The sequence below is a fragment of the Stenotrophomonas sp. SMYL8 genome, assembly GCF_036320065.1.
Classification (GTDB): domain Bacteria; phylum Pseudomonadota; class Gammaproteobacteria; order Xanthomonadales; family Xanthomonadaceae; genus Stenotrophomonas; species Stenotrophomonas maltophilia_A.
In genome coordinates this window covers 94,617-108,948 of the sequence record NZ_JAWIRR010000015.1, presented here as the reverse complement: position 1 = coordinate 108,948, position 14,332 = coordinate 94,617, and the positions used below count along the sequence as shown (strand labels likewise).

Below are 14,332 nucleotides of genomic sequence, written 5' to 3'. Positions count from 1 at the left end.
ACTCGTTGAAGCAAAGCATGTCCCGGCGCGGCAACTGCCTGGACAATGCGGCGATGGAGAGCTTCTTTGGAACGCTGAAGTCGGAATTCTTCTACCTGAACAGCTTTGACAGCCTCGAGAGTCTGGAAGCTGGGCTGGTGGAATACATCCAGTACTACAACGAAGAGCGCATCAAACTGAAACTGAAAGGTCTGAGCCCGGTAAAGTACCGGGAGCAGGCCCAATCGGCCGCCTGACCCCGTCCAAGTCTCGGGGGTCACTTCACCCTGGGGGCTTAGCCGCGGCATCCATGCCGCGGATACCCCGCCAGCCCCACCCACCCGGCCGTTGACAGATTTCTGCTGCGTCTACCACCCACGGAGAAGAAAAAAGAAGATCAAAAGCAAAAGCAGCCTGGCTGGCCGCTTTTTGTAGAGCCGAGCCCACGCTCGGCTGCTTTCAGACCAGTCCGCGAAGCCGACCGCAGGCTCGGCTCGCGAGCAAGCGCAGCGCGCGACCCGCTTCTGCTGTTCTTTTTCTTCTCCGTGGCTGGACGCGCACGGAAACTGTCAGAGGCCGGGTGGGGTGGGTTCGCGGGACCGTTGGCGCCATGGATGGCGCCATCGAGCCCCCAGGGACGGGTTTACGGCGTGTCCCGCGAACCCACCCCGCCCGGCCCAATCGCATGAAACGCATTCCGCGACCACCCACGAGGGGCTGCGCCGTTGGCTGGAAACCTACGGCCACCAGCCATGCCCGAACCGGGCGTAATGATCCGCCGCGCGCTCGAACGGATTGCGCGCACTCACCCCGCCGCACAGCAGGTACACCGGCAGGTACAACGGCCCCAGCACCAGGTACTGGTAGACGTGCGCGCGCTCGTGGTCGTCCAGCCGGATCAGCGGCTCCACGCCCCACCCGGCCTGATGCGCATAGGTGCGGCAGGACATGCCCAGGTCGTGCCCGGTATGCAGGATCACATTGCCCAGCGTGATCGCCCCGCCCGGCCCCCACGGCCAGTGATCAAAGATGAGCGCACAGTCGCGGGCGCTCCAGCGCAGCGTCGCGCCGCCGAGCATGCCGGCCAGTCCACCGATCAGGCCGAGCAGTGAATTGGGGGACGTCCACACCGCGCCCAGCACCTGCAGCGCGCGCAGCCAGACCGGCCAGGGCGTCACGGGAGTCTTCAATCGGCCTCGTTGGGAATCAGCAGCCACAGGATCAGGTAGACCAGGATGCCGGGGAAGGCTGCCGAGCCGATCGAGACCAGCACGAACACGATCCGCACCAGCGTGGGGTTCCAGCCGAAGCGGTGGGCGATGCCGCCCATCACGCCGGCAATCATGCGGTCGTTCAATGAACGCGACAGCGTGCGCGGCGTGGTGTTCATGGCGGTTCTCCTGGGCTACGGGAAAAAGCAGTCGAGCAAGGCTCGACTCTACACCGCCCCTATGTCTACGGAGCGCGGTGGCGCAGGGCCTGCAGGCGTGCGCCGAACCAGGCGGCTGCAGTCTGTTCAGGCTGCCCCGGGCACTGGATGCGATAGGGCTTGCCGCTCATGCTGCTCTGGCTGGCGGCGCGCTCGATGAACTGCTCGGCGCTGTCCACCATGTCCTTCTTCAGCAGGTAGTCGTACTTGCGCTGCAGGTGCGCGCGCGCATCGCTGCCGTCGTACCAGCTGCCATTGCGCTGGAACCGGCACTGGGAGCCGTCCAGGCTGGAGATCAGCTGGGCGATCTCCCGGCGTGCATCCGTACTGGGTGCGGCGTGGGCAACAGGTGCTGCCAGCAGCAGCGTGGCAAGCAGCAGCGTGGCAAGCAGCAGCGTGAACCGTTGCGACATCATTATTCTCCAAGGCAGTCGAGCAAGCTCGACTCTACAAAAGCGAAGCAAGCCTTACACGTCGCGCACCTTCAACCAGCCATCGATCGTGGCCGGCACTTCGCGCTGCGCGCGACCGGACACGTAGATGCCGATATGGCCGCCACGGAAACTGGACTCAGTGTAATCCTCGGTGCCCAGGCGTCCACGCATCGCGCGCGAGGCATCCGGCGGCACCAGATGGTCCTGCTCGGCGTAGATGTTCAGTACCGGCAGGGTCACCTTCGACAGATCCACCGCCTCTTCGCCGATCCGCACCGTGCCGTTCATCAGCCCGTTGCCCTGGTAGAACTGCTTGATGAAGTCGCGGAACGCCTCGCCGGCCAGGTCCGGTGAATCGAAGATCCACTTCTCCATCCGCAGGAAATCCTCCAGCGCAGCCTTGTCATCGAGGATGTCGAGCAGGCCGACGTACTTCTGCACGTTCAGGCGGAACGGCTTGAGCATCAGGTAACTGGCATTCATCAGGTCGGCCGGGATGTTGCCCAGCGTGTCGACCAGCAGGTCCACATCCACCTGCCGCGCCCAGTGCGAGAGCATGTTGTCGGCGGTGTGGAAATCGACCGGGGTGACCATGGTGATCAGCTTGCCCAGCTTCTGCCGGCGCAGCGCGGCGTAGCACAGCGCGAACACGCCGCCCTGGCAGATGCCGAGCAGGTCGACCGGTCCACCACCGCGCGCGCGCAGCGCATCGACCGCGCCATCGATGTAGCGCAGCAGGTAGTCCTCCAGGGTCTGGAAGCGCTCCGAGCGATCCGGGTAGCCCCAGTCCAGCACGTAGACGTCCTGCCCCAGCGCCAGCAGCTTCTGCACCAGCGAACGGTCGGCCTGCAGGTCGACCATGTACGGCCGGTTGACCAGCGCGTAGACGATCAGCAGCGGCGTGCGCCGGGTCGGTGACTGTTCGCCGACGAAGCGGTACAGCACCACCTTGTCGTCGCGCCAGACTTCCTCGCGCGCGGTCACGCCGTAGTCCACGTCTTCCACCTGCGGCAGCAGCTTCAGCCCTTCCATCAGCTTGCGCTGCATGGCCAGGGTTTCCTGCATCAGGTCATCAGCGTTGAAGCCCAGCGGTCCTTTCATCGGTCACGCGTCCGCGTGGAAGTACGAGGCGCTGCCTTTGGTGCAGCCTTCTTCGCAGGCGCCTTTTTCGCAGCCGCCTTCTTTGCCGGCGCGGCCTTCTTCGCGGCCTTGCGCGCGACCGGCTTCACCTTCGCCGGCGCCGGCTGTGCCACCGGATCGACCTCGCCCGTACCGGCCATGGCCGCCACCTGTGCCTGCAGTCGGCGCAGGCTGCGCTCCAGCTCGGCGATGCGGCGGTGCGCGGCGTCCATCTCACTGCGGGTCGGCAGGCCGATCCGTTCACTCATCTGTTCCACCTCGCGCTGCAGGCCGGCGCGCAGGCGCATCTGAGCGTTGCCGAGTGCGGCATACACCTGCTGGAACGGTTCGGACATGGCGACCTTGGCGTAGGCCTCCTCGGCCACTTCAATCCACAGGTCGAACATCGCGCGGGCGCTGGTCAGCTGGCTGCCCGGCTGCTCGTGCTCGGCCAGGCGCTGCTCGAACAGCGCGAAGGCCTCGTCCAGTGCCTGCTTGATCTGATCGACGTAGGCGCGTGAATGCTGCTGGTATTCCTCCTGCGCCCGCAGCAGCGCCTGCCAGCGCGCCTGGTGCTCGCGGCCGGGCCCGAACGCCGGGCTCTGCAGCCACGGACCGGCCTGCAGCTGGAACTGCTGCAGCCAGGCGGCAAACTCCGGTACAGCGGCGCCAGCGTGGGTGCTGCCACGGGCGCCCTGCAGCATCCACTGCAGCATGCCGTCGCCCTGCCCCTGCACCGCCTCGCGCCAGGCTTGTGCCACATCGGCACTGCTGGCGTCGCGGCCGGCGAAACGCGCAGCCACTTCCTGCATGGTTCCGTACCAGCTGCCCGCCTGTTCGCGGAAGCGGCGCACGGCATCTTCCGGCGCGCCCTGCCCCTGCTCGGGCAACAGCTGGCCCCACCAGTCGAACAGCCGTTGCCAGCTGCCGGGGTCGTCACCTGCCGGCGCACCGGGCGTGCTGGCGTGGCGCAGGGCATCGCCCCAGGCGCCGAAGTACTGCCGGGCCAGGGTCTCGAAATCGCTGCTGCCGGCGTCGTGGGCCGAGCTGGTCATCGCAGGCCTCCGCAGGGCTGGCTCATGGCTTGGGAATGCGCAGGGTCTTGCTGATCATCAGCGACCCGGACAAGGCGAACAACAACACCATCGGGTGCAGCTGCCACGGGCCGATCTGCCACTGGCCGAACCAGATGTTCTGGCCGATGGCATCGGTACCGGCGGCGATCGCCAGCACGATCACCAGCACCAGGCTGGTCGGGATCGGGGTGCCCTCGAAATACGCAACCTTGCCCTCGTCGCCGGCCAGCGCCTCTGCGGTGACGTTGTAGCGCGCCAGGCGGCTGACGCCGCAGCAGACGAAATAGCTCAGCACCAGCCAGTCCCAGCCGCCCTGCATGCCGCAGGCGTAGGCCAGCGCCGCCGGGGCCACACCGAAGGAGATCACGTCGGACAGCGAGTCCAGCTCGCGGCCCAGGGTGGAGCTGGACTTGCGCCAGCGCGCGATGCGCCCGTCGAGGGCGTCGAAAATGAAAGCCAGCGGGATCAACGCCATGCCGAACAGCAGGTAGCCGCGCTCGCCGTCCTGCAGGAAGCGCATTGCGGCAAAGACCGCACCGGTGCCGCAGAAAGCATTGGCCAGGGTGAACCAGTCGGCCAGCTGGAATTCGCGCAGCATCGAGAAGTGACGTTTCATGGGGTCTCACGGAGCATCAAGGCCCACAGGTTACCGCGAGCGCCGCCACTGGCGACAGCGCTGGCAGGCCCCAGCCTTCACCGCTCCCTCACCTGTCCTCACCGGCGGTGAATTTTTCGCCACCCATCTTGACAGCCTAGGGGGGTGGCGCCTGTCGCGGCTTATCCACAAAGTTGCCCACGCGTAATCCACACCCCCTGTGGACAACCAGATCTCACCGACTGCGACGCTGGACATTTCCTCATCACCCCGAAGCGGGGTTTCCCTACTTCCCAAGCCACAAGGTCGGCGCTATGGTCACCGGCGGACCCGCCGCCGCCACGTCCGAAACTCTGCAACGGACGATGATGATGCTGGATGCTCCCACTCTGGCCGCACAGCTGCGGCAGCCCCATGGCGAGGCCGCGCTGGCGGTGGCTGACTCGATGAACCGCAGCAACGGCGCACTCAACCTGGCCGCGATCGGGCTGCTGGCCGTCGGTACTGGCGAACGGGTCCTGGAGATCGGCCCCGGCAATGCGGCCTTCGCGCCGCTGATGCTGCAGGCCACCGACAGCCACTATCTGGGTATTGAGCTGTCCATCGCCATGGTCGAGGCCGGCAACCAGCGCCTGGCCAGCGCCGGGTTGGCCGAGCGTGCCGCGATGCGACACGGCGACGCTCATGCGCTGCCGGTCGCCGATGCCGCGATGGATGCCGCGCTGGCGGTCAACACCCTGTACTTCTGGCCGAACCTGGCGCCGGTGCTGGACGAGCTGGCGCGGGTGCTGCGCCGGGGCGGCCGCCTGTGCCTGGCCTTTGGCGACGCCAGCTTCATGCGCAGCCTGCCATTTGCTGCCGACTTCCAACTGCATGAGCTGGACGCGGTGGAGCTGGCGCTGCGTGTGTCGGGCTTCCGCGTCTCGGCCTGGCGCAGCCACCGGGAATCCGCAGCCGGCAATGACGGCCAGATCCGCGAAAAGCACTTCCATCTGCTGCTGGCACAGCGGCGCTGAAGTGGTAGAGCCGGCCGCTGGCCGGCTGCCGCGGCATTCCGGATTGCCGGCCAGCGGCCGGCACTACCCAGCCTGCACCTGCCGCCAGCGAGCAACACAGAACACCTGCATCACCAATGGTCGGCCCACCGCAGCCGCCGCAACGACGGTGATCCGACCGCGTGGTAGAGCCGGCCACTGGCCGGCTGCCCCGACCGTTCCGCGTTGCCGGCCAGCGGCCGGCACTACCCAGCCTGCACCCGCCGCCGCCAATGCGCGAAGCAGAACACCTGCATCACCAGCATCGCCAGCAGCCCCAGTGGCCACGCCCACCACAGGCCGGCCAGCCCATGCCGCGCCTGCAACCACATCGCCAACGGCAGCTCCAGCAGCAGTACCGCTGCCATGCCCAGCAACGCTGGCAGCAAAACCGTGCCGCTGCCGCGCATTACCCCGACCAGCACCGCGCTGCCTCCCATCGCCAGCACGCCCCATACCACCGTGCGCAGCTGCGATGCGGCCAATTCGCGCACCTCTGCGGCCGCCAGAATCAGCCCGGTCAGCCAGGGCGCCAGCGCCATCACCAGCAGCACCACCACGCTCAGCATCGCCAGCCCAAGCAGCACACCGGTGCGAGCGATGGCGGGCAGCCGTGCCGTACGCCCCGCGCCCATCGCATGCGCCGCGAGGATGGTGGCGGTGATCCCCAGCGACATCGCAGGCAGTTGCACCCAGCTCATCAACTGGTTGACCGCACCGTAGGCGGCCGTGGCCGTGTAGCCGTAGCGGTTGATCCAGCCCAGCAACACGATTTCGGCAATGGCCAGGCTGAGCATCTGCAGCGATGACGGTACGCCGATGCGCAGCATCGCGCGGATGAGCACGCCATCGAAACGGATGGCACGCAGCAGCTCACGTCCCGGCGCCAACGGGTGCCCCATCCTCTGCCACCGCCACATAAGCCAGGCCAGGGCCAGCAGCGAGGCAAACGCCGCCGAGACTGCCGCACTGGCCGAACCCAGCTGCGGCAGGCCGGCCCAGCCGACGATCAGCAGCGGCGTGCACAGCAGGCCGACCACCGTTGCCAGCAGCAGCGCATGCAGCGGTGTCTTCGCATCGCCCACCGCGCGGCTCACCGCAGTGGCCAGCCACAGCAGGAAGAACACCGGTGCCGTCAGCAACAGCACGCGTGCGTAGACAATGGACTCACTGAGGACCGCTGCCGGCGTGCCCAACGCCACCAGCAGTTGTGGCGCGAAGCCGCCGCCCACAGCCATCACCAGCACCGACAGCAGCAGGATCAGCGCCACCGCGCTGCCAGCCACGACGCGTGCCTGCTGCGGGCGGCCCGCGCCCCAGGCCTGGCCGATCAGCACCATCGCACCGGTCGCCAGGCCCATTACCAGGGCCAACAGCAGGAAGAAGACCGGAAAGAACGCAGCCGCTGCAGCCACTGCCTGTGTGCCGAGCAGATGGCCGAGGTAAATGTTGTCCAGCGTGCCTGCGGCCAGCTGCAGCGCATTGGTCAGCAGCATCGGCAGCAGCAGGGTCAGATAGGTGCGCCACAGCGGGGGTGCTGCCGGAGGTATCGGATGTACAGGGGGGCTCATGGGGTTCTCTGGGCAAGGCGCCGCCCTGCCCGGCGTTTCCGCCAGCAAAGCACGCACAGGGGAAGCGGGCCTGGACCCGCGGTCAGGTGGGGCCGTCGCTCAGCAACGGCGCGATGGCTCAGCCGTCGGCGTGGTCCGCAGGATCGTCGAAGGCCAGGCGCAGAGCGTGGGCGCGCACATCCGCGGGCCAACTCCGCAACGCCGCTTCCAGGCCCGCGCGGTCATGCGCGAACAGGACACGGATCGCCTCCTCGAAACCCGGCAGGTCACCGGCGATGGTCTGCAGGAAGTGATAGGCACGCTCGCTGTCACGACGCTGGCGGTCCTTGTCAGCACCGGCACGGCTGGCCGCCTCCACCAGCCTGCGCAGCACCACCGAGGCACCGCCAGGCTGCTCGGCCAGCCACGCCCAATGGCGCGGCAGCAAGGTCACTTCTCGGGCGACCACACCCAGCTTGGGGCGGCCACGGCCTCGCGGGGCAACAGGCGCGTCTTCAGGAGCGATTCCGGCGTCCGCTTGCACGGCCGATGGGAACGCGGCAGCCACCCGCGAAAGCAGTTCTGCGTCGCTGCCACGCGTATCGAAATCACGGGTGCGGCCGGTGGCGTTGTCGAACACCAGCAGCGGACCGGCAGCGTTGTCGACACGCAGCTGCTTCAACGCCAGCGCGACCACTTCCGGCGTACCGGAAGCGACCAGGCGATGGCCGTCGAAACAACTGAAGGGAGGGAGTCGGGACGCAGGCATGGCAATGGCATCAGAGGCGATGCGCAAATATTGCCCGGGTAATTTGATCCCGTCAATATTGCCCGGGTATTAATTTGCCAGAAGAGCGTGCCAACCAAGGTTGGCAGCTACCCGATTTCCCGGTTCACAGGCGGCTGAAGGACCAGCTCACCATGCGCCCGTCCTTGTACGGCATCACGCCGTGGAACGGGCGCGGGTCGGCGTCGAACACCAGCGGCAGGAAGTTGCGGTCGCCCTCCCACATCGGCAGGGTGTCCAGCTTGTCCAGGTCCACCCACTCCAGCGTGCCTTCGTGGTTGCCGCCGTGCGGGGTGCCCTCGAATCCATCGATGACGAACACGAAACCCAGCCAATCCTCGCCGTGCTTGCCGAAGCCCGGCCAGCTGATGGTGCCGCGCAGGCGCATGCCGGTGCAGTCGATGCCGGCTTCCTCGGCGATCTCGCGGCGCATGCTGGCCGCCACATCCTCGTCCGCTTCGATCTTGCCGCCCAGGCCGTTGTACTTGCCCAGGTGGTGGTCACCGGGACGGGTATTGCGGTGGATCATCAGCACCTGGCGACGATCAGGCGACAGCACATAGCCCAGGGTGGCGACGATCGGGGTGTACGGCATGGGGCAGCATCCAGCGGCAGGTCAGCCGTGGATTATGGCCGATCAGCGCACCAGCGACAGGCGACGCTCGGCAGGCGCACTGGCGCCGTCGGGATCGCGGCGCAGGGTGGCGACACCGTGGCCACGCTCGGCCAGGTATTCCAGCCACTTGCCGAGGAAGGTGTTCATCCGCATGCGGTGGCTGATCAGCTCTGCCGGCGGCGGGTACAGGCCCATGGTGTCCTGCCAGCGACGGCCGACGTAGCAATGGGTGGTCTCGGCCTGGCGCGCGTCACGGTACAGACGCACATAGGCCGACGGATCCGGCTCACCGGTGACCGGGTCGGCCAGGTCGTAGGTCAGGCGCAGTTCCACCGTGTAGCGGTGGCACTCGATCACGTCCAGGCGGACATCCAGGCCGTCGCCGATCGAGGAAATGTAGCTGCCCGCCACCAGTCCGGCCGGTTCGAACAGACGCACCAGATGGCGGTAGTTTTCCGCGTACAGGCCCATGAGCCAGCTCAGCCGGCTCAGGCGGGGAATGCGTTCGGTGCGGGGCAAGGCTCGGGCCATGGGTCGATCCTACACGTTGGTGCTTCAACGTGGGGGCGCGCACGTGCAAGCCAACCCCTGGGTAGTGCCGGCCGCTGGCCGGCAGCCCTGCATCGCGGCCGAGGGTTCATCCACCAGCCGGCCAGCGGCCGGCTCTACCAGACGAGGATCAATACAGCTCGCGCTGCAGCCCCAGCGTGGCCAGCACCTTGCTGGAAATCTCCTCGATCGATGTATGGGTGGTGCTCAGGGTCGGAATCCGCTCCATCTGGAACATCACCTCGGCCGCAGCCACCTCGCGCTTGCAGGTGTCCAGGTTTGCGTAGCGCGAGTTCGGGCGGCGCTCCTGGCGGATCTGCTGCAGCCGGTCCGGGTCGATGGTCAGGCCGAACAGCTTGCGCCGGTAGTTGCGCAGGCGTGGCGGCAGGCGGTCGCTTTCCAGGTCTTCGTCGGTCAGCGGGTAATTGGCCGCGCGCACCCCGTAATGCAGGGCCAGGTAGATGCAGGTGGGCGTCTTGCCGGCGCGCGACACCGCCACCAGGATCACGTCGGCATCGTCGTAGTTCACCGCGATGCCATCGTCATGGGTCAGGGCGAAGTTCATCGCGTTGATGCGGCGGTGGTAGGTGTCGAAATCGACCATGCCGTGGGCCTGGCCGACCCGGGCCAGGCGCGGACTGGCCAGTTCACGCTCCAGCGGCTCGATGAACGGCGCGAACACATCCAGCATCAGCGCGCCGCTGTCGGCCAGGATCAGGCTCAGGCTCTGGTCCACGCAGGAGTTCACCACGATCGGCCGGACCTGGTACCGCTCCCCTGCCGCCTGGATCCGGGCGCAGGCTTCACGCGCTTTTTCGGGGTCGTCGACAAACGACATGCGGTCGGTAATGAAGCTGAACCCGGAGAACTGGGTAAGCAGGCTATGCCCAATGGTTTCAGCGGTGATACCGGTTCCATCGGAAACGTAGAACACCGGACGGATGGTCGACATGCGCGCTTTTACCCCCTACGAAGCCTAAAAAGGCCGCCAGCACAAGCTTGTGCCGACGGTACTCTGCCCGGCATCATATCGGCTTCTTCCTACGGACGCGGCCATTCCAGCCCGCCTCGGGCGATGGCCAAACGGAGCATCGCGCTTGAACGAGAACATCCTGTGGTTGCACGAACTGCGTCTGGCCGATCTGGCCCGCGTAGGCGGCAAGAATTCGTCGCTGGGCGAGATGATCGGCAACCTGGCCGGTCTGGGCGTTTCGGTGCCGGGCGGTTATGCCACCACCGCTGAAGCCTTCAAGGACTTCATCGCGCACAACGATCTGTCCAAGCGCATCTTCGACAAGCTGGCCACGCTGGACGTCGAGGACGTCAACGCGCTGACCGCAGCGGGCAAGGAAATCCGCACCTGGGTGATCGATGCCCCGCTGCAGCCGCAGCTGGACCAGGACATCCGCACTGCCTACGCCCAGCTGAGCGCCGACAATGGCGGCGGCGACGTGGCCGTGGCCGTGCGTTCGTCGGCCACCGCCGAGGATCTGCCGGATGCCTCCTTCGCCGGCCAGCAGGAAACCTTCCTCAACGTCACCGGTGCCGACGACGTCGTGCACAAGGTCAAGGAAGTGTTCGCCTCGCTGTACAACGACCGTGCCATCGCCTATCGCGTGCACCACGGTTTCAAGCATGAGGACGTGTTCCTGTCCGCCGGCGTGCAGCTGATGGTGCGTTCGGGCGTCGGTTCCTCCGGCGTGCTGTTCACCCTGGACACCGAGTCCGGCTTCCGCGATGTGGTGTTCGTCACCTCGTCCTTCGGCCTGGGCGAAATGGTCGTGCAGGGCGCGGTCAACCCGGACGAGTACTACGTCTACAAGCCCACCCTGCAGGCCGGCAAGCCGGCGATCCTGCGCCGCTCGCTCGGCAGCAAGGCCATCCGCATGGTGTATTCGGATGTTCCGGGTGAGCGCGTCAGGATCGAGGACACTCCGGTCGAACTGCGCAACACCTTCTCGATCAGCGACGAGGACGTGCAGGAACTGTCCAAGCAGGCGCTGGTCATCGAAAAGCACTACGGCCGCCCGATGGACATCGAGTGGGCCAAGGACGGTGTCAGCGGCAAGCTGTTCATCGTGCAGGCGCGCCCGGAAACGGTGAAGTCGCGCAGCCATGCCACCCAGATCGAGCGCTTCGCGCTGACCGAAAAGGGCGGCAACGTGCTGGCCGAGGGCCGCGCCGTCGGTGCCAAGATCGGTTCGGGCGTGGCCCGCGTGGTGAAGACGCTGGACGACATGAACCGCGTGCAGCCGGGCGACGTGCTGATCGCCGACATGACCGATCCCGATTGGGAACCGGTGATGAAGCGCGCTTCGGCCATCGTCACCAATCGCGGTGGCCGTACCTGCCATGCCGCGATCATCGCGCGCGAGCTGGGCGTGCCGGCCGTGGTCGGTTCGGGCAACGCCACCAAGGTCATCGAAGATGGCCAGCTGGTCACCGTCAGCTGCGCTGAGGGCGATACCGGCTTCATCTACGAAGGCAAGCTGGGCTTCGAGCGCACCACCACCGATCTGGGCAACATGCCGCCGGCACCGTTGAAGATCATGATGAACGTGGCCAACCCGGAACGTGCCTTCGACTTCGGCCAGCTGCCGAACGCCGGCATCGGCCTGGCCCGTCTGGAAATGATCATCGCCAGCCACATCGGCATCCACCCGAACGCGCTGCTGGAATACGACCGCCAGGATGCGGCAACCAGGAAGAAGATCGACGAGAAGATCGCCGGTTACGGTGATCCGGTCAGCTTCTACGTGGATCGCCTGGCCGAAGGCATCGCCACCCTCACCGCCTCGGTCGCACCGAACGCCGTGATCGTGCGCCTGTCGGACTTCAAGTCCAACGAGTACGCCAACCTGATCGGCGGCAGCAACTACGAGCCGCACGAAGAGAACCCGATGATCGGCTTCCGCGGCGCCAGCCGTTACGTCGATCCGAGCTTCTCGGCCGCCTTCGCGCTGGAGTGCAAGGCCGTGCTGCGCGTGCGCAACGAAATGGGCCTGGACAACCTGTGGGTCATGATTCCGTTCGTGCGCACCCTGGAAGAAGGCCGCAAGGTCATCGAGGTGCTGGAACAGAACGGCCTGAAGCAGGGCGAGAACGGCCTGAAGATCATCATGATGTGCGAAGTGCCGTCCAACGCACTGCTCGCCGATGAGTTCCTGGAGATCTTCGACGGCTTCTCGATCGGCTCCAACGACCTGACCCAGCTCAGCCTGGGCCTGGACCGCGATTCGTCGATCGTCGCGCACCTGTTCGACGAACGTAACCCGGCAGTGAAGAAGCTGCTGTCGATGGCGATCAAGTCGGCACGTGCCAAGGGCAAGTACGTCGGCATCTGCGGCCAGGGCCCGTCCGATCATCCGGATCTGGCCGAATGGCTGATGCAGGAAGGCATCGAGTCGGTGTCGCTGAACCCGGACACCGTGGTCGATACCTGGCTGCGCCTGGCCAAGCTGAAGGCCAACGGCTGATGCCGTGATGGCCACAGGCTGACGCCGTGTTCATCGGCGTCGGCCCATACTGCTGCTGCACGCAAGCCCCGCCTCTGCGGGGCTTGCTGTTTCTGGCGTCCACGTACGCCCTGCCCCGCGCAGACTTCCCCCGCAGCAAAGGATTTCCGCATGATCGCCGCCGCAGCACCCGCCCCCACCGCAACGCCCTGGTTCCATTCGCTCGACTGGGAGCGCCTGCTGGAAACTTACGGTGTGCCGTTGCTGGCCGCGATCGTGGTGCTGCTGGTCGGCATGTGGCTGGCGCGACGCCTGTCCAACGCAATGCCGCGCGCCACCGCGCGCATGGGCGTGGACCCGATGCTGGGCAGTTTCCTGCGCAACGTGGTGTACGCCGCGTCGCTGGTGATCGTAGTGGTGCTGGCGATCGGCACGCTGGGTGTGCAGATCACCCCGCTGCTGGCCGTGCTCGGTACCGCTGGCCTGGCAGTTGGCCTTGCCCTGAAGGATTCGCTGTCCAACATCGCGTCGGGCGTGATGCTGGTGACGCTGCGCCCGTTCCGCGTGGGCGACGTGGTGACCGTGGCCGGCCAGACCGGCACGGTGCGCGAAGTGCGCATCTTCCAGACCGTCATCACCGGTGCCGACAACCAGCACACCACCATTCCCAACACGCTGATCACCGCCGCACCCATCATCAACCTCACCGCCGAGCCGACCCGCCGCGTCGAACTGGTGATCGGCATCGGTTACGAAGACAACATCCAGCTGGCACGCGACACCGCGCTGGCGCTGATGAAGGCCGACCCGCGCGTGCTGCAGGCACCAGCACCGGACGTGGTCGTCTACGAGCTGGGGGCGCACGCGATCAATCTTGGCATCCGCTGCTACGTGAAGTCGGCCGACTGGTTCGGCACCAAGGTCACGCTGCTGGAACAGCTCAAGCTGGGCTTCGACAAGGCCGGCATCAACATCCCGTATCCGCAGCAGGACATGCACCTGTACCTGCATGGCAAGGATGGCGGCGTGGTCGAGGCCGACGCGCTGGTGCGCGACAAGCCTTGATCCGACACAGAAATGCCGGCCAGCGGCCGGCACTACCCTGCCCCGCACATCCTGGGAGTGGGCGGCGGGGGGCGGGCCCCCCCCCCGCCCCGCCGGCCGACCCCCCGCGCCCCCCGGGGGGGGGGCCCCGCCCCCCCCCCCCCCCCCCCGACTCTACAGAGACCTCAATCGCTGCAGCTGCCACCACCACCGTCACTGCTGCCGCCGTCGCTTCCACAGTCGGAGCTGCTGTAGCTGTGATGACTGTGGCTGTCCCCGGAATAGCCGCCGGAGAAATCGGCGGGCCCACCGCCACTGCCATCGCTCCGCGCGGGTGAGCCATCGGCCGTGGCCACCGCCATGCACAGGATCGCGCCGACCAGCGGCAGCAGCCAGACCAGCAGCAGCTGCACCGTCCGGCCGCCCACCGACAGGCCATCACGCCTGACGATCACCACGGTAGCCACCACGTTCAGGCCCAGCACCAGCAGGACCAGCAGAAGGGCAACGATCAGCATTCGGCGACTCCGTGCCTGGACTGGGGGCATTATGGCCTGCCACCCCGGCAATGGCCCTGCCTGTCATGAAGATGGGACAATGTAGGGCGCGCCGGCCTGCCCCGTGGCCGCCGGCGCCCCCCGCACCACACGGAAGAAGAAGAACAA

The 14,332-nt window shown here is 66.7% G+C and carries 16 protein-coding genes; 4 read left to right on the top strand and 12 right to left on the bottom strand.

Translation table 11 applies throughout. The features are described 5' to 3' along the window. Positions 1–236 (top strand): IS3 family transposase (locus V3B25_RS13530; protein ID WP_329810846.1); only part of this gene is annotated, 236 nt, incomplete at its 5' end. 480 nt (positions 237–716) lie between these two features. Here the strand turns inward: V3B25_RS13530 and V3B25_RS13525 are convergent. The 6 genes from V3B25_RS13525 to V3B25_RS13500 all read right to left on the bottom strand — a co-directional run bounded on the left by V3B25_RS13525 (position 717) and on the right by V3B25_RS13500 (position 4,653). Continuing rightward, complete coding sequence (locus V3B25_RS13525; protein WP_329810845.1) at positions 717–1,169, bottom strand: hypothetical protein; 453 nt, start codon at positions 1,167–1,169, stop codon at positions 717–719. After that, the gene (locus tag V3B25_RS13520; protein WP_006374017.1) at positions 1,166–1,369 is read right to left on the bottom strand and encodes a PspC domain-containing protein; all 204 of its coding nucleotides are present in this window, start codon (positions 1,367–1,369) and stop codon (positions 1,166–1,168) included. Before V3B25_RS13520 ends, V3B25_RS13525 begins: the two co-directional genes overlap by 4 nt. A gap of 65 nt (positions 1,370–1,434) precedes the next feature. Then, positions 1,435–1,824 carry a YfeK family protein gene (locus V3B25_RS13515; protein ID WP_329810844.1) on the bottom strand — a complete coding sequence of 130 codons (390 nt, stop codon included), beginning with the start codon at positions 1,822–1,824 and terminating at the stop codon, positions 1,435–1,437. 51 nt (positions 1,825–1,875) lie between these two features. Further along, positions 1,876–2,943, bottom strand: coding sequence for a class III poly(R)-hydroxyalkanoic acid synthase subunit PhaC (gene phaC / locus V3B25_RS13510; protein WP_329810843.1), 1,068 nt, complete (start codon positions 2,941–2,943; stop codon positions 1,876–1,878). Continuing rightward, positions 2,940–4,016, bottom strand: a complete 1,077-nt coding sequence (gene phaE / locus V3B25_RS13505; protein WP_032130351.1) for a class III poly(R)-hydroxyalkanoic acid synthase subunit PhaE — start codon at positions 4,014–4,016, stop codon at positions 2,940–2,942. Before phaE ends, phaC begins: the two co-directional genes overlap by 4 nt. A gap of 22 nt (positions 4,017–4,038) precedes the next feature. After that, positions 4,039–4,653 carry a CDP-alcohol phosphatidyltransferase family protein gene (locus V3B25_RS13500; RefSeq protein WP_032130352.1) on the bottom strand — a complete coding sequence of 205 codons (615 nt, stop codon included), beginning with the start codon at positions 4,651–4,653 and terminating at the stop codon, positions 4,039–4,041. 344 nt (positions 4,654–4,997) lie between these two features. Here V3B25_RS13500 and V3B25_RS13495 point away from each other — a divergent pair, with 344 nt between their 5' ends. After that, positions 4,998–5,648, top strand: coding sequence for a methyltransferase domain-containing protein (locus tag V3B25_RS13495; protein ID WP_329810842.1), 651 nt, complete (start codon positions 4,998–5,000; stop codon positions 5,646–5,648). A 224-nt stretch (positions 5,649–5,872) separates the two neighbouring features. Here the strand turns inward: V3B25_RS13495 and V3B25_RS13490 are convergent, their stop codons facing one another. The 5 genes from V3B25_RS13490 to V3B25_RS13470 all read right to left on the bottom strand — a co-directional run bounded on the left by V3B25_RS13490 (position 5,873) and on the right by V3B25_RS13470 (position 10,120). After that, entirely contained in the window at positions 5,873–7,237 is a 1,365-nt protein-coding gene (locus tag V3B25_RS13490) for an MATE family efflux transporter (RefSeq protein WP_329810841.1), read from the bottom strand. A 118-nt stretch (positions 7,238–7,355) separates the two neighbouring features. Next, positions 7,356–7,985 (bottom strand): DUF2239 family protein, encoded by a 630-nt coding sequence (locus V3B25_RS13485; RefSeq protein ID WP_329810840.1) that lies wholly within the window; start codon positions 7,983–7,985, stop codon positions 7,356–7,358. A gap of 124 nt (positions 7,986–8,109) precedes the next feature. Beyond that, entirely contained in the window at positions 8,110–8,598 is a 489-nt protein-coding gene (locus tag V3B25_RS13480; RefSeq protein ID WP_049462146.1) for an 8-oxo-dGTP diphosphatase, read from the bottom strand. Positions 8,599–8,640: 42 nt separating this feature from the next. Then, positions 8,641–9,150, bottom strand: a complete 510-nt coding sequence (locus V3B25_RS13475) for a DUF1249 domain-containing protein (RefSeq protein WP_032130357.1) — start codon at positions 9,148–9,150, stop codon at positions 8,641–8,643. A gap of 148 nt (positions 9,151–9,298) precedes the next feature. Beyond that, positions 9,299–10,120, bottom strand: coding sequence for a pyruvate, water dikinase regulatory protein (locus V3B25_RS13470; RefSeq protein WP_006452040.1), 822 nt, complete (start codon positions 10,118–10,120; stop codon positions 9,299–9,301). Positions 10,121–10,265: 145 nt separating this feature from the next. On the opposite strand from V3B25_RS13470, the gene ppsA reads away from it, so the two are divergent. Continuing rightward, complete coding sequence (gene ppsA, locus V3B25_RS13465) at positions 10,266–12,644, top strand: phosphoenolpyruvate synthase (protein WP_049422443.1); 2,379 nt, start codon at positions 10,266–10,268, stop codon at positions 12,642–12,644. 150 nt (positions 12,645–12,794) lie between these two features. Further along, positions 12,795–13,688 carry a mechanosensitive ion channel domain-containing protein gene (locus V3B25_RS13460; protein ID WP_049422444.1) on the top strand — a complete coding sequence of 298 codons (894 nt, stop codon included), beginning with the start codon at positions 12,795–12,797 and terminating at the stop codon, positions 13,686–13,688. A gap of 164 nt (positions 13,689–13,852) precedes the next feature. Here V3B25_RS13460 and V3B25_RS13455 read toward each other — a convergent pair whose 3' ends face one another. Next, positions 13,853–14,185 carry a hypothetical protein gene (locus tag V3B25_RS13455; protein ID WP_049422768.1) on the bottom strand — a complete coding sequence of 111 codons (333 nt, stop codon included), beginning with the start codon at positions 14,183–14,185 and terminating at the stop codon, positions 13,853–13,855. Positions 14,186–14,332: the final 147 nt, after the last annotated feature.